Origin of the sequence: Salmonella sp. SAL00653 (genome assembly GCF_046552515.1) — a bacterium.
Classification (GTDB): domain Bacteria; phylum Pseudomonadota; class Gammaproteobacteria; order Enterobacterales; family Enterobacteriaceae; genus Salmonella; species Salmonella enterica.
Genome location: NZ_JBGDTY010000015.1, coordinates 68254 through 90202 on the forward strand (window position 1 = coordinate 68254; position 21949 = coordinate 90202).

At 54.4% G+C, this 21949-nt stretch carries 21 protein-coding genes and 2 pseudogenes; 8 read left to right on the forward strand and 15 right to left on the reverse strand.

What is annotated here, in order from left to right:
- Positions 1-12 precede the first annotated feature (12 nt).
- Positions 13-111, reverse strand: a complete 99-nt coding sequence (gene mgtL, locus ACLJRU_RS17105) for a mgtA regulatory leader peptide MgtL (RefSeq protein WP_105789234.1) — start codon at positions 109-111, stop codon at positions 13-15.
- A 144-nt stretch (positions 112-255) separates the two neighbouring features.
- Here mgtL and treR point away from each other — a divergent pair, with 144 nt between their 5' ends.
- The 5 genes and pseudogenes from treR (at position 256) to nrdG (ending at position 7586) form a co-directional block, all read left to right on the forward strand.
- Positions 256-1203: a trehalose operon repressor TreR gene (gene treR, locus ACLJRU_RS17110; RefSeq protein ID WP_023235488.1), complete on the forward strand. Its 948-nt coding sequence runs from the start codon at positions 256-258 to the stop codon at positions 1201-1203.
- A gap of 137 nt (positions 1204-1340) precedes the next feature.
- A complete protein-coding gene (treB, locus tag ACLJRU_RS17115) occupies positions 1341-2660 on the forward strand; it encodes a PTS trehalose transporter subunit IIBC (RefSeq protein WP_001541408.1) in 1320 nt (439 codons plus the stop codon).
- Positions 2661-2709: 49 nt separating this feature from the next.
- A pseudogene (gene treC / locus ACLJRU_RS17120) lies at positions 2710-4358 on the forward strand (alpha,alpha-phosphotrehalase).
- A 408-nt stretch (positions 4359-4766) separates the two neighbouring features.
- On the forward strand, positions 4767-6905 hold the full coding sequence (gene nrdD, locus ACLJRU_RS17125; RefSeq protein WP_001541406.1) for an anaerobic ribonucleoside-triphosphate reductase: 2139 nt from the start codon (positions 4767-4769) through the stop codon (positions 6903-6905).
- A gap of 216 nt (positions 6906-7121) precedes the next feature.
- Positions 7122-7586 (forward strand): anaerobic ribonucleoside-triphosphate reductase-activating protein, encoded by a 465-nt coding sequence (nrdG, locus tag ACLJRU_RS17130; RefSeq protein WP_001009177.1) that lies wholly within the window; start codon positions 7122-7124, stop codon positions 7584-7586.
- 3 nt (positions 7587-7589) lie between these two features.
- On the opposite strand, the gene ACLJRU_RS17135 is transcribed toward nrdG, so the two are convergent.
- The 13 genes and pseudogenes from ACLJRU_RS17135 to pmbA form a co-directional block, all read right to left on the reverse strand.
- Positions 7590-7874, reverse strand: coding sequence for a type II toxin-antitoxin system RelE family toxin (locus tag ACLJRU_RS17135; RefSeq protein WP_000220578.1), 285 nt, complete (start codon positions 7872-7874; stop codon positions 7590-7592).
- Positions 7864-8106 carry a type II toxin-antitoxin system RelB/DinJ family antitoxin gene (locus tag ACLJRU_RS17140; protein WP_000212724.1) on the reverse strand — a complete coding sequence of 81 codons (243 nt, stop codon included), beginning with the start codon at positions 8104-8106 and terminating at the stop codon, positions 7864-7866. The genes ACLJRU_RS17135 and ACLJRU_RS17140 overlap by 11 nt, the downstream gene beginning before the upstream one ends.
- A 77-nt stretch (positions 8107-8183) precedes the next feature.
- Positions 8184-10117, reverse strand: a pseudogene (locus ACLJRU_RS17145) (BglG family transcription antiterminator).
- A gap of 16 nt (positions 10118-10133) precedes the next feature.
- Positions 10134-10874, reverse strand: coding sequence for a 2-dehydro-3-deoxy-phosphogluconate aldolase (gene dagF / locus ACLJRU_RS17150; protein WP_000779257.1), 741 nt, complete (start codon positions 10872-10874; stop codon positions 10134-10136).
- Complete coding sequence (locus ACLJRU_RS17155; RefSeq protein WP_038394077.1) at positions 10871-11989, reverse strand: DgaE family pyridoxal phosphate-dependent ammonia lyase; 1119 nt, start codon at positions 11987-11989, stop codon at positions 10871-10873. Before ACLJRU_RS17155 ends, dagF begins: the two co-directional genes overlap by 4 nt.
- On the reverse strand, positions 11973-13106 hold the full coding sequence (locus ACLJRU_RS17160) for an amidohydrolase/deacetylase family metallohydrolase (protein ID WP_000459940.1): 1134 nt from the start codon (positions 13104-13106) through the stop codon (positions 11973-11975). The genes ACLJRU_RS17155 and ACLJRU_RS17160 overlap by 17 nt, the downstream gene beginning before the upstream one ends.
- 58 nt (positions 13107-13164) lie before the next feature.
- On the reverse strand, positions 13165-13809 hold the full coding sequence (locus ACLJRU_RS17165) for a DUF4310 family protein (RefSeq protein ID WP_000392127.1): 645 nt from the start codon (positions 13807-13809) through the stop codon (positions 13165-13167).
- Between the two features lie 11 nt (positions 13810-13820).
- Complete coding sequence (locus ACLJRU_RS17170; RefSeq protein WP_023235486.1) at positions 13821-14597, reverse strand: DUF4311 domain-containing protein; 777 nt, start codon at positions 14595-14597, stop codon at positions 13821-13823.
- A 22-nt stretch (positions 14598-14619) separates the two neighbouring features.
- Positions 14620-14922, reverse strand: coding sequence for a DUF4312 family protein (locus tag ACLJRU_RS17175; RefSeq protein WP_000975187.1), 303 nt, complete (start codon positions 14920-14922; stop codon positions 14620-14622).
- Entirely contained in the window at positions 14922-15284 is a 363-nt protein-coding gene (locus ACLJRU_RS17180; protein ID WP_001541395.1) for an SFCGS family glycine-rich protein, read from the reverse strand. The genes ACLJRU_RS17175 and ACLJRU_RS17180 overlap by 1 nt, the downstream gene beginning before the upstream one ends.
- A gap of 10 nt (positions 15285-15294) precedes the next feature.
- Entirely contained in the window at positions 15295-15633 is a 339-nt protein-coding gene (locus ACLJRU_RS17185) for a glycine dehydrogenase (protein ID WP_001255103.1), read from the reverse strand.
- A gap of 287 nt (positions 15634-15920) precedes the next feature.
- The gene (cybC, locus tag ACLJRU_RS17190) at positions 15921-16307 is read right to left on the reverse strand and encodes a cytochrome b562 (RefSeq protein ID WP_001232231.1); all 387 of its coding nucleotides are present in this window, start codon (positions 16305-16307) and stop codon (positions 15921-15923) included.
- A gap of 98 nt (positions 16308-16405) precedes the next feature.
- Positions 16406-17758: a metalloprotease PmbA gene (gene pmbA / locus ACLJRU_RS17195; RefSeq protein WP_000852994.1), complete on the reverse strand. Its 1353-nt coding sequence runs from the start codon at positions 17756-17758 to the stop codon at positions 16406-16408.
- A 95-nt stretch (positions 17759-17853) separates the two neighbouring features.
- Here pmbA and yjgA point away from each other — a divergent pair, with 95 nt between their 5' ends.
- Entirely contained in the window at positions 17854-18405 is a 552-nt protein-coding gene (yjgA, locus tag ACLJRU_RS17200; protein ID WP_000166287.1) for a ribosome biogenesis factor YjgA, read from the forward strand.
- A 106-nt stretch (positions 18406-18511) separates the two neighbouring features.
- On the opposite strand, the gene mpl is transcribed toward yjgA, so the two are convergent.
- Positions 18512-19885 (reverse strand): UDP-N-acetylmuramate:L-alanyl-gamma-D-glutamyl-meso-diaminopimelate ligase, encoded by a 1374-nt coding sequence (mpl, locus tag ACLJRU_RS17205; RefSeq protein WP_001219832.1) that lies wholly within the window; start codon positions 19883-19885, stop codon positions 18512-18514.
- Between the two features lie 174 nt (positions 19886-20059).
- Here mpl and fbp point away from each other — a divergent pair, with 174 nt between their 5' ends.
- A complete protein-coding gene (fbp, locus tag ACLJRU_RS17210; protein WP_000853764.1) occupies positions 20060-21058 on the forward strand; it encodes a class 1 fructose-bisphosphatase in 999 nt (332 codons plus the stop codon).
- Between the two features lie 226 nt (positions 21059-21284).
- Positions 21285-21815 carry an inorganic diphosphatase gene (gene ppa, locus ACLJRU_RS17215; RefSeq protein ID WP_000055079.1) on the forward strand — a complete coding sequence of 177 codons (531 nt, stop codon included), beginning with the start codon at positions 21285-21287 and terminating at the stop codon, positions 21813-21815.
- The last annotated feature ends 134 nt before the right edge of the window (positions 21816-21949 follow it).

Here is a 21949-nt window from a genome sequence, read left to right on the forward strand (position 1 = left end):
GCAGAGGCAGGCTTACCGGAAAAGGAAAATTCTCCATCGCGGGAGAGGGGTGGGTTCAGGGTCCATGTCGCCTCCGGTAAGTAAATAATTTGCGCCGCGGATTATACGCATAAATCCATAAGTTTTGTGGCAATTATGGCGGTATCATACCGTTACGTAATTAAACCAACGATAAACCAGACTTTGCCCATTGCCCTTCGCTTGAGTAAAGTTACTCTTTTTATCACCATCAGCGTCACGCCACGGGAAAACAGGATGCAAAACCGGCTCACTATCAAAGACATCGCCCGCCTGAGCGGCGTAGGGAAATCAACCGTTTCCCGCGTGCTTAACAATGAAAGCGGCGTAAGCGAACGTACCCGCGAGCGTGTCGAAGCGGTGATGAATCAACACGGTTTCTCTCCGTCCCGCTCCGCCCGCGCGATGCGAGGACAAAGCGATAAAGTGGTCGCTATTATCGTCACTCGCCTTGATTCGTTGTCTGAAAACCTCGCGGTTCAGACCATGCTGCCTGCGTTTTACGAACAGGGCTACGACCCTATTATGATGGAAAGTCAGTTCTCGCCGACGCTGGTAATGGAACATCTGGGCATACTCAGACGACGTAACATTGATGGCGTGGTGCTGTTTGGCTTTACCGGCATCACAGAAGAGTTGATCGCCCCCTGGAAAGCCTCGCTGGTGCTGCTGGCAAGAGATGCGCAAGGTTTTGCCTCCGTCTGTTACGACGACGAGGGCGCGATTCATATCCTTATGCAGCGGCTGTATGAGCAGGGACACCGCAACATTAGCTTTCTGGGCGTTCCCCATAGCGATATTACCCCCGGCAAACGTCGGCATGACGCATACCTGGCGTTTTGCAAAAAACATAAACTTCATCCCGTCGCCGCCCTGCCCGGTCTTGCCATGAAGCAGGGCTATGAGCATACGGCAAGCGTCATCATGCCGGATACCACCGCGTTAGTCTGCGCCACCGATACGCTGGCGTTGGGCGCCAGTAAGTATTTACAGGAGCAACGTATTGAGACGCTGCAACTGGCAAGCGTCGGGAATACGCCGCTGATAAAATTCCTGCACCCGGAGATCGTCACTGTCGATCCTGGCTATGCTGAAGCCGGACGACAGGCGGCTTCGCAGCTGATCGAACAGATCAATGGCCGCTGCGAGCCGCGCCGGATCGTCATTCCTTCTACCCTCGCCTGAGTGACTGATTAAACGGAATACCACGAGTAATTTGTGATCGTCGCTGTGTTTCGGGAACGTTCCCATTTTTAAACCAACGTTGAAGAGATACTCTTGCGCCAACCCATAACATACCTCCTCTGCCATGAGGCTTTACGATGAGCAAAGTAAAACAAGCCGATATCGACCGGCTGATTGACCTGGTCGGCGGGCGCGACAACATCGCCACGGTGAGCCACTGCATTACTCGCCTGCGCTTTGTGCTCCACCAGCCCGCGAACGCCAGGCCAAAAGAGATCGAACAATTACCGATGGTTAAAGGCTGTTTCACCAACGCCGGGCAGTTTCAGGTGGTGATCGGCACCGAAGTCGGCGATTACTATAACGCGCTGCTGGAGACCACCGGCAAAGCATATGCCGATAAAGAGCAGGCCAAAAAAGCCGCTCGCCAGAACATGAAGTGGCATGAGCAGTTAATTTCCCACTTTGCGGAGATCTTCTTTCCGCTACTACCGGCGTTGATCAGCGGCGGTTTGATCTTAGGCTTTCGTAACGTGATCGGCGATGTGCCGGTGGGGATCTGCTGGTCGGCGGTGAAAAAAATGGGCGGCACGCCGATTCTTGGTATCGTGCTCGGCGTGACGCTGGTGTCGCCGCAGTTGATGAATGCGTATCTGCTGGGCCAGCAAACGCCGGACGTCTGGAACTTCGGCGTATTTAGTATTGAGAAAATAGGCTACCAGGCGCAGGTTATCCCGGCGCTACTGACAGGACTGGCGCTTGGATTTATTGAAACGCGGTTGAAACGCATCGTGCCGGATTATCTCTACCTGGTCGTCGTCCCGGTGTGTTCGTTGATACTGGCCGTCTTTCTCGCCCACGCCTTTATTGGCCCCTTTGGTCGTATGATCGGCGACGGCGTGGCCTTTGCGGTACGTTATCTGATGACCGGCAGTTTCGCCCCGATAGGCGCAGCGCTGTTCGGCTTCCTGTATGCCCCGTTGGTCATTACCGGCGTCCACCAGACAACGCTCGCTATCGATATGCAGATGATCCAGAGCATGGGCGGTACGCCAGTCTGGCCGCTGATTGCGCTGTCGAATATCGCGCAGGCCTCCGCCGTGGTGGGCATCATCATCTCCAGCCGTAAACACAATGAACGCGAGATCTCCGTTCCTGCCGCCATTTCCGCTTACCTTGGGGTAACTGAACCGGCGATGTACGGTATCAACCTGAAGTATCGTTTTCCGATGCTGTGCGCGATGATCGGATCTGGTCTGGCGGGACTGCTCTGCGGTCTGAACGGCGTCATCGCCAACGGTATCGGCGTGGGCGGCCTGCCGGGCATCCTGTCTATACCGCCGCGCTACTGGCAGGTGTACGGCATGGCGATGGTTATCGCGATCGTGATCCCGGTGATCCTGACCACCTTTATCTATCAGCGTAAGCATCGTCAGGGCACATTACAAATTGTCTAATACTTCTTCGGGGCGCAGTTGCGTCCCAACGCACTTGCAGGAAACAACAATGACTATTCCCCTCTGGTGGCAAAACGGCGTTATTTATCAGATCTACCCGAAAAGTTTTCAGGACACGACCGGCAGCGGCACTGGCGATTTACGCGGCGTCACGCAGCGCCTTGACTATCTACAGCGACTCGGCGTAGATGCCATCTGGCTCACGCCGTTTTATATCTCGCCGCAGGTGGATAACGGTTATGACGTCGCAAATTATACGGCTATCGACCCGACCTACGGCACGCTGGATGATTTTGACGAGCTGGTCGCGCAGGCGAAAGCACGCGGTATTCGTATCATCCTGGATATGGTGTTTAACCATACTTCTACCCAGCACGCCTGGTTTCGCGAAGCGCTGAACAAAGAGGGTCCATACCGTCAGTTTTATATCTGGCGCGATGGCACGCCGGATGTCTGCCCGAATAACTGGCAATCCAAATTTGGCGGCAGCGCCTGGCGCTGGCATAGCCAGAGCGAACAATATTATTTACACCTTTTCGCGCCTGAACAGTCCGACCTGAACTGGGAAAATCCCGCCGTGCGCGCCGAGCTGAAAAAGGTCTGCGAATTCTGGGCCGATCGCGGCGTGGATGGCCTGCGTCTGGACGTGGTGAACCTGATCGCCAAAGATCAGGATTTTCCTGACGATCCGACGGGCGACGGACGCCGCTTTTATACCGACGGACCGCGCGCGCATACGTTTTTACGCGAAATGAACCGTGACGTTTTTACGCCGCGTAATCTGATGACGGTAGGCGAAATGTCCTCTACCACGCTGGAAAACTGCCAGCAATATGCCGCGCTTAGCGGCGACGAACTCTCGATGACCTTCAATTTTCATCATCTGAAGGTGGATTACCCCAATGGCGAAAAGTGGACGCTGGCAAAACCTGATTATGTGGCGCTGAAAGCGTTGTTCCGCCACTGGCAACAGGGGATGCATAACGTCGCCTGGAACGCGTTATTCTGGTGTAATCACGATCAGCCGCGCATCGTTTCCCGCTTTGGCGACGAGGGTGAATACCGGGTTCCAGCCGCGAAAATGCTGGCGATGGCGCTGCACGGTATGCAAGGGACGCCTTATATCTATCAGGGCGAAGAAATCGGCATGACCAACCCACACTTTACCCGCATCACCGATTATCGCGACGTGGAAAGCCATAACATGTTTGCCGCGCTACGCGCCGCCGGACGCGACCCCGACGAACTACTGGCTATCCTGGCCAGTAAATCCCGCGACAACAGCCGCACGCCGATGCAGTGGGACAACGGTAAAAACGCCGGTTTCACCCAGGGCGAGCCGTGGATAAGCCTGTGCGATAACTATACGGAGGTTAATGTCGCGGCGGCATTACGCGATAAAAACTCGGTGTTTTACACCTATCAAAAGCTGATTGCGCTAGGTAAAACCCAGCCTGTACTGATCTGGGGCGATTATCAGGATCTCCTCCCGGATAGCCCATCAGTATGGTGTTATCGCCGCCAGTGGCAGGGGCAAATCCTGCTGGTTGTCGCTAATCTGAGTAACCAGTGTCAGGAGTGGCATCCACCGCATATCAAAGGACAGTGGCAGGCGCTACTGCATAATTATGGCGAGGTCGCCAGCCAGCCGCGATGACGCTCCGCCCATTTGAAGCCATCTGGTGGTTACAACGCTAACGCGACGTCCTTATACGGATAAACGCCACAAACCTATTGACACGGGCTGTGGCGTTGCTCCAGGTTACTGTCTGTTTTTGTTGAATAATTAATCAGATTTTTCTTGCTATCTTTTACAAACGCTACAGCGCCCGCCATCTGTACGCTCTGATTTTTACCTTGTTCTACATCAATAAAATTGCAAACATCCTTGATGCAAATCACTACATATAGACTTTAAAATGCACGCCGACCCAATATGTTGTATTAATTGACTACAATTGCTACAACATCCGTTCACTCGACACAAGGTGAATTGTGGATAACCTGGGTCAGGATTGCGGGAAGTCGTTGGAAAAGAGATGAATAAACCTGTTATGGCTTCCCCGGCCTCTGTGGATAACCTGTTCTTACAAATATGGAGTGATCATGACACCGCATGTGATGAAACGAGATGGCTGTAAAGTGCCATTCAAATCAGAGCGCATTAAGGAAGCCATTCTACGTGCAGCTAAAGCAGCGGGAGTCGATGACGCAGATTACTGTGCCACCATCGCAGAAGTCGTTAGCAGCCAAATGAACGCACGCAGTCAGGTGGATATTAACGAGATCCAAACTGCGGTTGAAAACCAACTGATGTCCGGCCCGTACAAACAGCTTGCCCGCGCCTACATCGAATACCGTCACGATCGCGACATTCAGCGTGAAAAGCGTGGTCGTCTGAACCAGGAAATTCGCGGCCTGGTAGAGCAAACTAACTCCGCGTTGCTCAATGAAAACGCCAACAAAGACAGTAAAGTCATTCCCACCCAGCGCGATTTGCTGGCCGGGATTGTCGCCAAACACTATGCCCGCCAGCACCTGTTGCCGCGTGACGTAGTACAAGCGCATGAGCGCGGCGATATCCACTATCACGATCTCGACTATTCGCCGTTCTTCCCGATGTTCAACTGTATGTTGATCGACCTGAAAGGCATGTTGACCCAAGGCTTTAAGATGGGTAACGCCGAGATCGAACCGCCAAAATCTATCTCTACCGCCACTGCCGTTACCGCGCAGATTATCGCGCAGGTCGCCAGCCATATTTATGGCGGCACCACCATTAACCGTATCGACGAAGTGCTGGCGCCGTTTGTCACCGAAAGCTATAACAAGCACCGCAAAACCGCCGATGAGTGGCAGATTCCTGATGCCGAAGGATATGCGCGTTCTCGCACCGAAAAAGAGTGCTACGACGCCTTCCAGTCGCTGGAATACGAAGTTAACACGCTGCACACCGCTAACGGCCAGACGCCTTTCGTGACCTTTGGTTTTGGCCTCGGCACCAGTTGGGAGTCGCGTCTGATCCAGGCGTCTATTTTGCGTAACCGTATCGCCGGTCTGGGTAAAAATCGCAAAACCGCCGTGTTCCCGAAACTGGTCTTCGCTATCCGCGACGGTTTGAACCACAAGTTTGGCGATCCGAACTACGACATTAAACAACTGGCGCTGGAGTGCGCGAGCAAGCGCATGTATCCGGACATTCTCAACTACGATCAGGTGGTCAAAGTCACCGGTTCGTTCAAAACGCCAATGGGCTGCCGCAGCTTCCTCGGCGTGTGGGAGAACGAAAACGGCGAACAGATCCACGACGGGCGTAACAACCTGGGCGTGATTAGCCTTAACCTGCCGCGCATCGCGCTGGAAGCAAAAGGCGACGAAACCGCATTCTGGAAACTGCTGGATGAACGTCTGGCGCTGGCGCGGAAGGCGCTGATGACCCGTATCGCCCGCCTTGAAGGCGTGAAAGCCCGCGTCGCGCCTATCCTGTATATGGAAGGCGCCTGCGGCGTGCGGCTGAAAGCGGACGACGACGTGTCTGAAATCTTTAAAAATGGTCGTGCGTCCATCTCTCTGGGCTACATTGGTATCCATGAAACCATTAACGCGCTGTTCGGCGGCGAACACCTGTACGACAGCGAGCAACTTCGCGCTAAAGGCATCGCGATTGTGGAGCGTCTGCGCCAGGCCGTGGATCAGTGGAAAGACGAGACCGGCTACGGCTTTAGCCTGTACAGCACGCCAAGTGAAAACCTCTGTGACCGCTTCTGCCGTCTGGATACCGCCGAGTTCGGCGTGGTGCCGGGCGTAACCGATAAAGGTTACTACACCAACAGCTTCCACCTCGACGTGGAGAAGAAGGTCAACCCGTACGACAAAATCGATTTCGAAGCGCCGTATCCGCCGCTGGCGAACGGGGGTTTCATTTGCTACGGCGAATACCCGAACATTCAGCACAACCTGAAAGCGCTGGAAGATGTCTGGGATTACAGCTATCAGCATGTACCGTATTACGGCACCAACACGCCGATCGATGAATGCTACGAGTGCGGCTTTACCGGCGAGTTCGAATGTACCAGTAAAGGTTTCACCTGCCCGAAATGCGGCAACCACGACGCCGCGCGCGTCTCGGTCACCCGCCGCGTGTGCGGTTATTTAGGCAGCCCGGACGCGCGTCCGTTTAACGCCGGTAAGCAGGAAGAAGTGAAGCGCCGCGTGAAGCATTTAGGCAATGGGCAGATCGGTTAATCCTCCGTTTGCAATGCGTAAATGCCGGATGGCGGTGTAAACACCTTATCCGGCCTACAACCGCTGGCTATAGTTCCAATTTCATGAGTTTCCTCTAAGCAGTTGGTGTTGTAGCAAGGCGGCAAACGAACGAATCCCAGGGAGCTTACATAAGTAAGTGACCTGGGTAAGTGAGAGCGGCCAACGCCGCTACAGCGCCAAATGCAACGAGGAAACATGAACTTTCACCAATACTACCCCGTAGACATCGTTAACGGCCCCGGCACCCGCTGCACCCTGTTTGTGTCAGGGTGCGTGCATGAATGCCCTGGCTGCTACAACAAAAGCACCTGGCGGCTCAATTCCGGCCAGCCGTTTACCAAAGAGATGGAAGATAAGATCATTGCCGATCTGAACGACACGCGCATTCACCGTCAGGGGATCTCGCTGTCGGGCGGCGATCCGCTGCATCCGCAAAACGTACCGGATATCCTGGCACTGGTACAACGCATCCGCGCAGAGTGCCCGGGGAAAGATATCTGGGTGTGGACCGGCTACAAGCTCGATGAACTCAACGCCGCGCAAATGCAGGTAGTCGATCTCATCAACGTGCTGGTCGATGGCAAATTTGTGCAGGATCTGAAAGACCCGGCGCTTATCTGGCGCGGTAGCAGCAACCAGGTAGTGCATCATTTGCGTTGATCGCTAAAGCCGTTTGTTTGCATCGTGATAGACGGCTGAATGTTCTCGCTTGCCGACCGCGACAACAAACACAATCACAACGTCATCCCGAACCTGGTACACCAGACGATAACCGGACGATTTAAGCTTAATTTTATAGCAGTCAGGAAGACCGTTTAAACGGGCAGAGTCGATTCTGGGGTTCAATAGCACATCAGCCAACTTTTTCTTAAGCTGAGCCTTCACCGTATCGCCCAGCTTATGCCACTCTTTTAAGGCCCTCGGGTCGAATTCCAGTTCATAAGTCATCCAGACTAACCTTGATTCCCTTTTGCGGACTAGACAGCCTCTCCCGAACTGTCTGAATCAATGCATCTTCACTGTCGCTAAGAGTGACAGTTTTCACTGGCATGCGCCCCGTTTCCGCGACGTACTGGAACAGTAATCGCACGGCTTCCGTTGGAGTAATGTTCAGTTTTTCCAGCACGGCATAAGCCTCATTTTTGAGTTTGTCATCCAGACGGACGTTCAGCGTGGCCATTATGCCTCCAGTAAAATCGAATGTGTAATGCAGTTTAGCATTACATTCGCATTACATCGAATTCTGGATAACGCCTCTCAAAAACGACTCACGCACTCCATTGCGACCGTTTTAAATTGCGTAAAATTCTGACATGCGCAGAGGCGCGTCATGGCGCGTCATGGCGCGTCATGGCGCGTTCGCGCAGGAAAGTGACGAAAATATCGTAGATGGCCATCGCCTCTTCATATTCACTTTTGCTGATGGCGAGTAAAAAAATAACGTGCGCCGTTTCGTCACCCCAGGCAATCCCCTGCGGCGCGAGCACCGTATAAACCACCGTTTTCTTCGCCAGCAGCCCCAGCGCGTGCGGCAAGGCAATCCCGTCGCCTAATAACGTACTGACGATAGCTTCACGTTCAATAACCGAATCGAGAAACGCCGCATCAACAAAGCCTTCCTCGTGCAACTGATCGCACAGCGTTTTAAACAGCGTCTGTTGATCTATTTCCCCCTCCACGATGCGAAAATGCGAGGCATCGAAATATTTATCCAGCATCCACGGACGGGTTCTGTCCACCAGCACCAGCTTACCGATCTGCTCCAATTGATAGTCGGTAGGAAAGGGGGCGATCATGATAACCGGTTTATCTTTTTCGCCGATCCGCGCCGTGGAAATCACAAAATCCTCCACAATACTGTCCCGCGCCTCATAGTCGCGTAGTGTCAGAGTGCGGGCAATCTCAATCTGCGGGTATTTCCGCGCCAGTACCGCTTCAATCATCCGCACCATCGCATTACCAGCATCGCACACCAGCAGTACCTGCGGCTGCCGCTGGTAGCCAATGTTGTAACTACGTTCCAGCCCAACGCCAATATGCAGCACCAGAAAACCGATTTCGTTTTCGCTAATGGTATACGGCGTGTATTTTCCCCAACTCGATATCGCCGCCAACGTCATATCCCACGCCATCGGATAGTGCTGCTTAATATTTTCCAGTAGTGGGTTGGGGATCATGATCTGGTAGCGCACGCGGGTGATCATCGTTTTGATGTGGGTCAGCAAGTCCGCGTGGAGCTGTTTATCATTCAACAGGTTATAGTTGTACTGGGTATTAATAAAATTGAGGATATAGCGCACCAGCGCCTCTTCATCATCGGCATTAATGGCGCTGGGGGCAATTTCCTGTACCTGGCGGGCGGCAATATGCACCTTCAGCCAGCTTACTTCCGGCTCCGACAGCGGCTTGTCGGCCAGCTGTTGTAGTAGCTCCGCAATCTCATGCGCCGCATGGCGCACCTTTTCATCGACCTCCTCTGCCACGCATTCCGATAACGGATACCCCTCGCGAATACGCCGTACCGCCACCGCGCAGTATAAACGCAGAAACAGCTCGCTCTCATCGGTCAGGCGGATTTGACAATGAGAGAAAATATCCGGCAAAAGAGACTGCAGCCGTTGAGACACCTCGGTGTTCAGCGTGGTACTAACAATTAACGGATGGGAGGACTCCTGCTGCGCCAGCGTCCATAAAAGGTCGGTCAGACAGGCGCGAATCGCCATCTCTCCGCCAAACAATTTCATGCCATGACGCGGACGCGTTTCCAGCGTCAGATGATAACGCAGCAAATGCTCGCGCACGTCCGCCATATCGTTCTGCAACGTCGCACGGCTGACAAACCATTCATCTGCTAAATCCTCCAGCTTCAGCGAGAAGGCGGAGGTTAAAAAACGCGCCAGCAAATAGTGTATCCGCTCCTGGCTGGTGCGCGGACCGCGCGCCAGGGCGGGAGATTGCTGCGTTTGCAGGGATTGATAACGTGCCGGATCATCAATTTTGAGCTGATACCCGTTGCCGCGGCTGAGAGTAAATTGCGCGCCATGCGGCGTCAGCAACATGTTCAGCGCGGCGATATCCGCCCGAACGGTACGCGTGGAGACCGACAACCGCTGCGCCAGTTCGTCCTGCGGCAGCGTCTCGTTTTGCAGCATCGCAAATAGCTGCGCTAAACGTTGGTTGGGGAATCGCACGTCTCTCTCCTCATGATTAGCCGACACGCGACCGGACGATAGCGAGTAACTGACGCACATCGTCCGCACGGGTGTTGCCGCTCACCTTATCAATAATCGAACTATAAATGTGAGGAATGATTTTGCTTACACCTGCATCAAGGGCGATGTGCAGAATCTCGGCGAAGTTTTCCAGATCGATGCCGCCCGTCGGTTCCAGCCAGAAATCATGGCGGGCGCAGGCGTCAGCCACCGCTTTATACTCGTCGCGACAGGTGAGTCCTCCCATCGGAAAGTATTTAACGGAGCTGCCGCCCATATCTTTGAGCAGCGCAATCGCCGTTTCTATGGGTACGATGCCCTCCGGCGCGCGGTGGCTTAGCGGGCCGGTAGAGATCGTCACCAGCCCCGGCGTGCCGGTCGGCGAGACAAGACCGTTCACCACCGTCTCGTTTTGCCCCAGCAGCGCCCGGCTGGCCCCTACGCCGGTAAACACCTGGTTGACATGCTGCGGCTGTACCTGACGCGAGATTTCGCTCACCATCGCCGACTGGTTAGGATCGCCTGCCCCCAGTCCGACGGAGAGCGCATTGTCGATAAGCGCCGCATATTCACGCATATCCGCGACTGCGCTTGCCACATCCGGATAGTTTTTGGAGAGCACGCCAACCAGCACATGACCTTCCGCCGCCGCGTAGATTTCCCGGGCGTTATCTTTCGAACCGGCCAGTACGTTCAGGCAAACGCGATCGCGGTAAAAGTTAGGGGTCAGTTTCATGCTTTTTTCTCCTGATTAATCACCTCGCCAATACGACGCGCCACAATCGCTAACTGCGCGCGATCGACGCTGCGGACATCCGCTTCAATAATCCCTTCGTTGGCTTTGTATCCGCGAAAGTAAATCGCGTATTCCCCTTGCTTCAGCGCGTCGACCAGGTCGCCAGTGGCGATGCCGGTAACGGCTTCATCAAACTTAATTTCCGTGCGCGCGATGTCGCGTCCGGCGCTGTCCCACACCACGCGGGCGCTGACGCCGTTAAACGTGTTCAACGTGTCGATAAAGGGCGCCATTTTTTCTACCATCTCCGCGCCGCTCTCTTTTTGCGCCCGCAGGTACAATTCAATGGCGCAGGTCAGGCCAACAATTCCCTCTTTGCCGACCTTCATCGCCCGGCCAATGCCCGCTGACTGACGTTTTACCCACTCAACATACTGCGTTTTGCCAATCACCAGCCCGCTGGTCGGCCCTTCAATCGCTTTCGCGCCGCTATAGATAACGAGATCTGCGCCCACGCGGTAGTAGCACTGCAAATCTTCCTCCGCCGCCGCGTCCACAATCAGCGGGAGATTATGCGTGCGCGCCACCACCGCAGCCTGCTCCACGCTGAGCATACTTTTCTGTACGCAGTGGTGAGATTTGATATAGAGAATAGCCGCCGTGCGCGGCGTAATGGCCGCCGCCAACTGCGCGGCGGAACATTCGTTGGCGTAACCGGCTTCCACCAGTTTGCCGCCGCCCAGCGCCACCATCTTTCCCACCGGCGCGCCAAAGTTGACGTTGTGGCCCTTTGGCAGGACGATTTCGTTATTTTCAATCGGTGTAACGTGCAGGTTTTCCAGCAGCCAGTCGCTGTCCTGAACCAGTACCGCGGCAACCGACTGGGCAAGACCCGCACTGGCGCAGGAGACTACCGTCGCCCCTTCCACCTCCAACAATTTCGCAATGTACTCACCGGTTTTATTCACCAGATCTTTCATCTCGAAATACTGATTCATTCCGGCCATCGCCGCGTCTATCACTTCCGGGCGCGGCGTAGAGACACCGAGCGCCGTCATACGTCCGGAGGCGTTAATCACCTGTTTTAATTGATACTTCTCAAAAATCGAAGGCATGTTCCGCGCTCCCTTGTTCGGTCATATAGCCCTTGCCTGCGCGTATCGCGGCAAGCGGCGTCAGCAATTCTTCAGCCTGTAAGCTGTCGTTTTCCGCGTCTACCAACACGGTGGGCTGGCGTTTAAGCGTAAAGAGGGTCAGGTCGGCATCCAGACCAGGCTGAAGGCGACCTTTGGTTTTCAGATTCAGGCTATCGGCGGCATTGGCCGTCACGCACGCAATGACCTGCTGCAGCGACATGCCGATGGCGAGGAATTTCGACATCACATTAGCCAGCGAATGCACCGGGCCATTGATGCGGTTACGGCAGTAGATATCGGAACTGATGGTATGCGGTAAAATCCCCAGGCTAATGGCGCGTTTCGCCACCGCAAAGCTCAGGCTGGCGGTGCCATGCCCGACGTCCAGACGCACGCCGCGCGCCAGCGCTCGTGTCACCGAGGCGCTCAGCTCGCCTTCCGGCGTCAGGATACGGTTCGGCTTACCGTTGTAACAGTGGGTAATGATATCGCCCGCCGTCAGACGCTCCGCGATTTCGTCCAGATCCGGTGGGTTATTGCCAATATGTACCATCAGTGGCAGGTTGCCGTTTTCTTGCTGCATGGCTTTAGCGCGTTCCAGCGGCGTGATGCCGTTAACGCCTACCACGCTGCTGCTCATCCGCGCCTTGAGGCCGACGATAAAATCCGGGTGGCGTTTTACCGCCTGCCGGACCGCATCGGCGTCAATATTGGCCATGTTAGCCAGCTCGTTTTGGGCAATAAGCCCAACGCGTGAAACATTCAGCAGCGCATAAACGTCGGTGGTCGCCTGACGCGTCAGAGCATAGAAATCATCAATGTCGTCTGCGCCAGTGCTGCCTGCATCCACCACTGTGGTAACGCCAGTGGCAATACCCACGATGTCCGGTTCGTCGTGATAAATCGGTGATGTCGGGTAGCAGTGAACGTGAGAATCAATCCAACCCGCACTAACGTAACACTCGCCGCGCAGGTCAATGGTTTTCAGCGCCGGACCATCAACGTCACCCAACGCCGCGATTTTGCCATCTTGCAGGGCAATATTAGTCAGCGTGTCATCGACCAGACGCGCATGGCGCAGGAGTAAATCAAACATCGTTCTCTCCTTTGCCGGATGGCGGCGCAACCGCCTTATCCGGCCTACAAATCAACAGTTAGCTAATCGCAATCGGGAAGATGGAACCGAGGATCATCGCGCCTAAAATCGCGCCGCCGGTAATCGGCTTCTGCCAGATATAAAACAGCAGCGCGCCCACCAGAGAGCCCAGACCAATGGGAATCGATGCCGTCATGGCGCTGAGGATAATCAACGGCCCCAGAAAACGGCCTGAAGTGTTACCGGCCCCCATCATGACGTCCGCCCCGTACGTGGAGTCGCTCTGATTGATGGTGAACTTACGCGCCAGAATAATGATGTAGCCAATCGCCAGGCCAATCACCAGACCGGTTATCAGCGAAGCGATAAAGTTCGCCACCGGGAAGACAAAGCCAGCCCCCAGCAGTAACGCCGGAACCCCTAAGCCCACGCCAGTCTGAATTGCCCCGCCGATATCCAGAATCCCGACCAGCGAACCTTCGATAATGCGGGCAAATAAAAAGCTGGCGCCGAAAGCGGCGACCGCGCCGTAGACGCCGGTATCCATCCCCGCTTTCAACATCGCCACAAAAGCGACTTCGTTAAATGCGCCGATACCGTACAGATAGTACATATGCGTCCCGGCGAAAACGCCGGAGGAGAGCAGGCCAACAAAGATCGGGAACGACCAGTCGGCATACCAAAAACCTTTATTCTCTTCCATTGTGGCCTCCGTTATTTGCCGCTGAGCGAGTTGTGGATCAGTTCAAGCCAGTTCGGTACCGTCATGTTGAAAGACTCGATCATTTTCATGTCGAAGCCGCGGAAGAAGCCGCTCAACACAAACAGCAAAACGATGGCGACCATCATCACTTTGGTGACATGGTTCCAGCCGCTCTCTTCTAGGCCTTTACCGATCAAAATACCCAGTACCAGCCCCGGTACAGCGTTCCCCATGATGAGCTGCGCCGCGCCGCCGAAAACGGTGGCCCAGAAGCCCGATTTTTTACCAGCGTCGATCGCCGCTAACCAGAAGATCACAGGCATGACGATGTTGACCAGCAGGTTTGCCGCCGGTACCAGCACCTTAACCGCCGTTACCTGTAGCGCTTCTGGCACGGATGAGGCGGTCAGGTTAAGGAACGTCACGACTATCATGCCGATGACGGCGCAGGCGATCGCCATTTTTTTCGGGTCGTGCAGCGTCTCGCCGACGTTACGGTTTTTGATCATTAGCGCCGCCGCGCCCCAGTTAGGGATGATGCGGTGATCGACATCCTGGGTGAACGATCCGGCCGCCACAGACGAGGCCCAGGCGTTAAAGAAGAAACCCAGCCCAAAGGAGAAGTGAGATGCCGGGTCGCCTTCACAAGGGTTCAGTTCGCCCAACGTACGGAACGCGCCCATCCCCTGCGTGGTTGGCGCGTGAAACATGCGTGCAGCCCCAGCGCCCACCCCTACGCCGACCAGCGCGCCGATAATGAGCGATTTAATTAGTATTATCAGGAACATAACTATGCCTTTTTAATAAAAATCAGCGTTTCGCGACGAAATCCACCCTGTCGAGATTGATGGCGGTCACGTTGACGGTCACATCCAGCTCCACGCTGTAAGTGCGTCGTTCCCGGCGCAAAAAGAAAAACAGAAAGGCCTCTTTACGCACCGACTCATGCGCCTGAACAATCCGCACATCCTGTGGCTCAATACGCAGTAAGATATACGGCGACTCTCTCATCACCGCCGACTGAACATGGTTCAGCGCATCGGCAAAGGCGCGTGCTTTGGCGTCGCCCTTGCCTTTTACTCTCACCGTGGTGGTGAATTGCTCTTTCATCATCAGGCGCCGTATTTCTTTTGCCACGCCTGCACCAGGCGCTCGCCGAGCTCTTCTTTATCCATAAAGCTGAAACCCAACACGTTGCAGCCTTCATTGATAGCGGTGACGCCTTCATCCACTGACCGCATTCCATATTTGGCTTTGTAGCCATGCTTGTTTTGCGCGGTGATAGCGCCCGCGCCGCCGCTGCCGCAAAATGAAATGCCGAAGGTGGCGTTTTCCGCTTTCATCACATCGCCCAGCTTCATGTCTGCCGCGACGCCCGGTACGACGACCGCGCGACCGCCCGCTTTTTCCACGCCTGCCGCCACTTTCTGGCCTTTACCCAGGCGATCGCCAATCACGACGGTAATCTGTTCCATTTTTTGCTCCTTAGAGGTTGTCTTTCGCGACTTCAAAATGTACCGATAATAGCCAGGCCTCTTCGTCAGGAAGGTTGCCAAACGCCGCCACGATTTCGCGGGCGAGCGCCATTGATTCGGCTGAGATTTCATCAAACAAGCTGGCATCAACTTCCGGTAAAGGCTCGCCGGTAATTGACCGGTGCGCCATCGCGCGAACGTGCGAGGTCAGCATTTGCGTCTGTACCGCATTGGGGACAATGTGATGCCGCCCCAGCAGGCCATCCACCTGCGTTAACACCTGTTCAGCCAGTTCGTTAATTCGCTCACCGGCATCGTGTTTTACTGCTCCGTTATCCACGCGTCTCACCCCGTTAATGGCAATGAGATAAAACTAGCGGTAAGGGTTAAAAGTTTGTAGCGAGTTATTTTCCACCTCGAAGTGGAAACGCGAGTGGGATAGGTGATCTGCGCCACAGAAAAGGCGGCATTAATGAATTATCGCCGGGAAAGTGTGAGATCTATCGCGGCATAAAGAGGAAATAGCGTGGCAGAAACAAACAATGACGTTGTCGTATAAAGCGAGAAAGTGTGATGGGTATTACATTTTGCCGGATGGCGACCTGCGGATAAAGCGAAGCCGCCATCCCACAAAAATTAACGATACTTCTTATGATACGTATTGCGGGTGGTTTTTAGCGCTTCCGCCGCCGCTTTCGCTTCTTTAACGTTACCTTCGTTCGCCAGCTTCAGCGCGCCATCAATTTGGCCGACCAGAATGTCAAAACCGTGACGAAAATCCTTCATTTCTGGGCTATCCGGCGCTTTATCTTCCAGCTTTGGCGGCGTAGCTTTTTGAGCATCCAGCGCGGCCGCGCGCATTTTGGTTAATGCCGCTTTCAGTTCAGGGGCACTATCCGTTTTCTCAACAACTTTCAGGTTATCATTGAGAATATCCATATTATCTTCAAGATCGGCAGCAAAAACAGCCGAACCGAATACCAGCGATGACACAGCAAGAATAGCTAACAGGCTTTTACGCATTGCTCACTTCCTTTTTTATTATTAACGATAAGTGTAATACCCTGAATAATTCGGGTTGCAGGCAGCCAACGCGCCTGCAGCCTGAAGTATGACGGGTATTATTGTCCGGCGATTTTCATCTCCGGTAACAATACCGAACCGCACTGTATATTACTGCGCGTTTCAATATCATCACCTACGGTGACAATATTACGCCACATCTCTTTTAAATTACCGGCAATGGTAATTTCACTTACCGGGTACTGGATTTCACCATTTTCAACCCAGAATCCCGCAGCGCCGCGGGAGTAGTCGCCGGTAATACCGCTGACGCCCTGGCCCATCAGTTCCGTCACCACCAGGCCGGTGCCCATCTCTTTTAGCAACTGCTCAAAGTTCAGCCCCTGCCCGGCGATACGCCAGTTATGAATGCCGCCGGCATGACCGGTACTTTTCAGCCCCAGTTTGCGGGCGGAATAGTTGGTCAGCAACCATTGCGTCAGTACGCCATCCTTCACAATGTCCCGGCGCTCCGTACGCACGCCTTCGCTGTCGAACGGCGAAGACGCCAGCCCTTTTAGCAGATGCGGGTGTTCTTCGATGGTTAACCATTCCGGCAGAATTTGTTTGCCCAGCGAGTCGAGCAGAAAAGTGGATTTACGGTATACCGCGCCGCCGGCAATCGCCCCGACCAGATGACCAAATAGCCCTGTCGCCACTTCATTGGCGAAGATGACCGGCGCTTTCATGGTGGAGAGCTTGCGCGGCGACAGGCGGGATAAGGTGCGGCGCGCGCACTCGGCCCCGACCCATTCCGGCGCTTGCAGATCCGCCATTGCCCGACCGATGGTGTAAGCGTAATCACGCTCCATATCGCCGTTCTCTTCGGCGATGACGCAGCTTGAGAGCGAATGGCGCGTGGAGCAATATCCCTGCAACATGCCGTGGCTGTTGCCGAACACTTTAATGCCGTAATGGCTGTTAAAGCTCCCGCCTTCGGTATTGGTGATGCGTTTATCCGCCTTTAGAGAAGCCTGTTCCGCACGCGCGGCCAGTTCAATGGCTTCGTCTGGTGTAACCTCTGCCGGGTGGAACAAGTCCAGATCCGGCGCGTCAAACGCCAGCAGTTCTTTGTCCGCCACGCCTGCGCACGGGTCCGGCGACGTGTAACGCGCGATATCCAGCGCGGCCTGCACGGTACGGGCAATCGCCTGCGGGCTTAAATCCGTCGAAGAGGCGCTGCCTTTGCGGTTCTGGTGATACACCGTAATGCCCAGCGCGCCGTCGCTATTAAATTCGACATTCTCTACTTCACCATAACGGGTGCTGACGCTAATGCCGGTGGTCTTGCTGACGGCGACTTCCGCCCCATCCGATTTGCCTGAGGCTAACTCCAGCGCTGTCGAAACTGCTTCTTCCAGAATCTTACGCTGCGCTTCAACTTGTGAGATTACTTTCATTGCAAATGCCATAATGTAGAGAGAGTTTCTCTGAAGTCTAACAGAGAACCGTTTTTCAGTGCGCATCTTAACTGGTAACATTAGCCTCTTTTTTTAAGGAGCCTGACATGACAAAGCAGCCCGAAGACTGGCTCGACGACGTTCCCGGTGATGACATCGAAGACGAAGACGATGAAATTATCTGGGTCAGTAAAAGTGAAATTAAACGCGATGCCGAGGAATTAAAACGCCTGGGCGCGGAACTGGTGGATCTGGGGAAAAACGCGCTGGATAAGATCCCGCTGGACGCCGATCTGCGCGACGCCATTGAACTGGCCCAGCGTATCAAAATGGAAGGACGCCGCCGCCAGTTGCAGCTTATCGGAAAAATGCTGCGCCAACGCGACGTTGAACCTATTCGCCAGGCGCTGGACAAGCTGAAAAACCGCCATAATCAGCAGGTGGTGCTGTTTCACAAGCTTGAGCATCTGCGCGATCGTCTGATCGTCGAAGGCGATGACGCGGTAGCCGAAGTACTGACCCTGTGGCCGCACGCCGATCGTCAACAGCTTCGTTCATTGATCCGCAATGCGAAGAAAGAGAAAGAAGGCAACAAACCGCCGAAATCAGCGCGTCAGATCTTCCAGTATCTGCGCGAGCTGGCGGAAAACGAAGGGTAATTTTACACGTTGGTAGCGTCTGCCGGATGGCGGCGCCGGCGCCTTATCCGGCCTACAGGAATGTACGTATTGTAGGCCCGGTAAGCGCAGCACCACCGGGCATTTTTTACTCCACAACCAGTGCTTTTTTCGCCAGCCCATCCAGCAATTTCTGATGGATGCCGCCGAAACCGCCGTTGCTCATCACCAGGATGTGATCGCCAGGCTGTGCGGTTTTCACCACCATTTCCGCCAGCGTATCGACATCGCCACTCCAGTGAGCAGGCTGTACGCAGGCTTCAGCGACTTCCGCCACTTGCCACGGAATATGCGGCGGCTGCAGCAGGAACACTTCATCCGCACGCCCTAACGACGGCGCCAGGTCATCCTTGCATAACCCCATCTTCATCGTGTTAGAACGCGGCTCCAGCACTGCGATAATGCGCGCGGTGCCGCCCACTTTACCGCGCAACGCCGCCAGCGTGGCCAGAATTGCCGTCGGGTGGTGAGCAAAATCGTCATACACCGTCACGCCGTTCGCTTCGCCGCGTAGCTCCAGACGGCGGCGGGCGTTAATAAATGACCCCAGCGCGCTGGCCGCTTCTGCGGGCGCGACGCCCACGTGGCGCGCGGCGGCAATCGCCATCAGCCCGTTGTGCATGTTATGTTCGCCGACCAGGCCCCATTTCACATCGCCGACTTTTTCGCCGTCCAGCCACACTTCCCACTCGGAAGCATCCGTAGTCAGCTTCTTCGCCTGCCAGTGTCCCTGCTCGCCCACCAGCTCCTGCTCGCTCCAGCAGCCCAGCGCCATGGTCTGTTTCAGGTTGATGTCGTTTTCCGGCCAGATGATGCGCCCCTGCCCCGGCACGATGCGCACCAGATGGTGGAACTGCTTCTGGATCGCTTTCAGATCGTCGAAGATGTCGGCATGATCAAACTCAAGGTTGTTGAGGATCAGCGTCCGCGGGCAGTAATGCACAAATTTAGAACGTTTATCAAAGAACGCGCAGTCGTACTCATCCGCTTCGATAACAAAGAACGGGCTCTCGCCCAGGCGCGCGGAAACCTCAAAGTTGCCCGGTACGCCGCCAATCACGAAGCCCGGTTTGTACCCGCACGCTTCCAGTATCCAGGTCGCCATGCCTGCGGTCGTGGTTTTGCCGTGGGTACCGGCGACCGCCAGTACCCAGCGATCGCGCAACACAAAGTCATGCAGCCACTGTGGACCAGACATAAAGGGAATGTTTTTTTCCAGCACCGCTTCCACGCACGGATTCCCGCGCGTCATCGCATTGCCGATAATCACCAGATCCGGCTGCGGATCGAGCTGGCTGGCGTCATAACCCTGGATCAGATCAATGCCTTGCTTCTCAAGTAAGGTACTCATCGGCGGATACACATTGGCGTCCGAACCCGTTACTTCATGACCAAGCGAGCGAGCCAGCATCGCCAGCCCCCCCATGAAAGTGCCACAAATTCCCAAAATATGAATGCGCATACGTCACTATCCTTTTTTTATCTGCGAGCCATTTTACGCACATGTCTGGCAAGTGAGAAACGCATTTCAGGTAAATCTGTACTTTGCTGGCGCGATTCACCTGAGCGCATCATCTGAAATGTTTGTTAAGATTGTTACGGTCGCTTTACTCCAATCAATTGCAGGGAAAGTGTTATGAAAACGTTAGGTGAATTTATTGTCGAAAAGCAGCACGAGTTCTCTCAGGCTACCGGTGAGCTCACTGCTTTGCTGTCGGCAATAAAATTGGGCGCCAAGATCATCCACCGCGATATCAACAAGGCCGGTCTGGTCGATATCCTGGGTGCCAGCGGTGCTGAGAACGTACAGGGCGAGGTTCAGCAGAAACTCGATCTGTTCGCGAACGAGAAACTGAAAGCTGCACTAAAAGCGCGCGATATTGTAGCGGGCATCGCATCGGAAGAAGAGGACGAAATTGTCGTCTTTGAAGGCTGCGAACACGCGAAATATGTGGTGCTGATGGACCCTCTGGATGGCTCTTCTAACATCGACGTTAACGTCTCTGTCGGTACGATTTTCTCGATTTATCGCCGCGTGACGCCTGTCGGCACGCCGGTCACCGAAGAAGATTTCCTGCAACCCGGCAACAAACAGGTCGCTGCGGGATATGTCGTGTATGGCTCGTCCACCATGCTGGTTTACACCACCGGCTGCGGCGTACACGCTTTCACCTACGATCCGTCGTTGGGCGTGTTCTGTCTGTGCCAGGAACGTATGCGTTTCCCGGAAAAGGGTAAAACATACTCCATTAACGAAGGCAACTACATTAAGTTCCCGAATGGCGTGAAGAAGTACATCAAATTCTGCCAGGAAGAGGATAGTTCAACAAGTCGCCCTTATACCTCACGTTACATTGGCTCTCTGGTGGCCGATTTCCACCGCAACCTGCTGAAAGGCGGCATCTATCTCTACCCCAGCACCGCCAGCCATCCGCAGGGAAAACTGCGTCTGCTGTATGAGTGCAACCCGATGGCGTTTCTCGCGGAACAGGCCGGCGGCAAAGCAAGCGATGGTAAAGAACGTATTCTGGATATCATTCCGGAAAGCCTGCACCAGCGCCGCTCGTTCTTCGTCGGCAACCGCCATATGGTTGACGATGTGGAACGCTTTATCCGCGAATACCCGGACGCGTAATCTTTACCACCATGCGGAATAACGCATGAAGCCGCCATTGGGCAATAACATGTCCAATGGCGGCGTTGCCTTATCAGACACGTGATTTTTCCGGTTCTTAACCTTTGGCGTTCATGCTCCGCAACGACGCGCCAGATGAGGCGGAAACGAAAACAAGCGAAGACTTTCGGCGTGAGTTGGCTATAATACTCGCCACTTGTTTGTCATAAATTCAAAGGAAACAGACATGAGCTTACTCAACGTCCCGGCGGGTAAAGAACTGCCGGAAGATATCTACGTCGTTATCGAGATCCCGGCTAACGCAGATCCGATCAAATACGAAGTTGACAAAGAGAGCGGCGCGCTGTTCGTTGACCGCTTCATGTCCACCGCGATGTTCTATCCGTGCAACTACGGTTACATCAACCATACCCTGTCTCTGGACGGCGACCCGGTAGACGTTCTGGTCCCGACGCCGTACCCGCTGCAGCCAGGCGCCGTCATCCGTTGCCGTCCGGTTGGCGTACTGAAAATGACCGACGAATCCGGTGAAGATGCGAAACTGGTTGCCGTACCGCACACCAAACTGAGCAAAGAGTACGATCACATTAAAGATGTGAACGATCTGCCGGAACTGCTGAAAGCGCAGATCACTCATTTCTTCGAGCATTATAAAGATCTCGAAAAAGGCAAATGGGTGAAAGTTGACGGTTGGGACAACGCCGAAGCGGCTAAAGCGGAAATCGTTGCCTCCTTCGAGCGCGCAGCGAAGAAATAAGTTCGCTTTTACATAAGCGTCAAGATAAAGGCTCTCATAGTAATGAGGGCCTTTTTATTGGCTAATGAATAGAACACAATTTTTATCATTATTAGTTTAACATTCACGGAATGAATAAGACTTTACCTTATTTT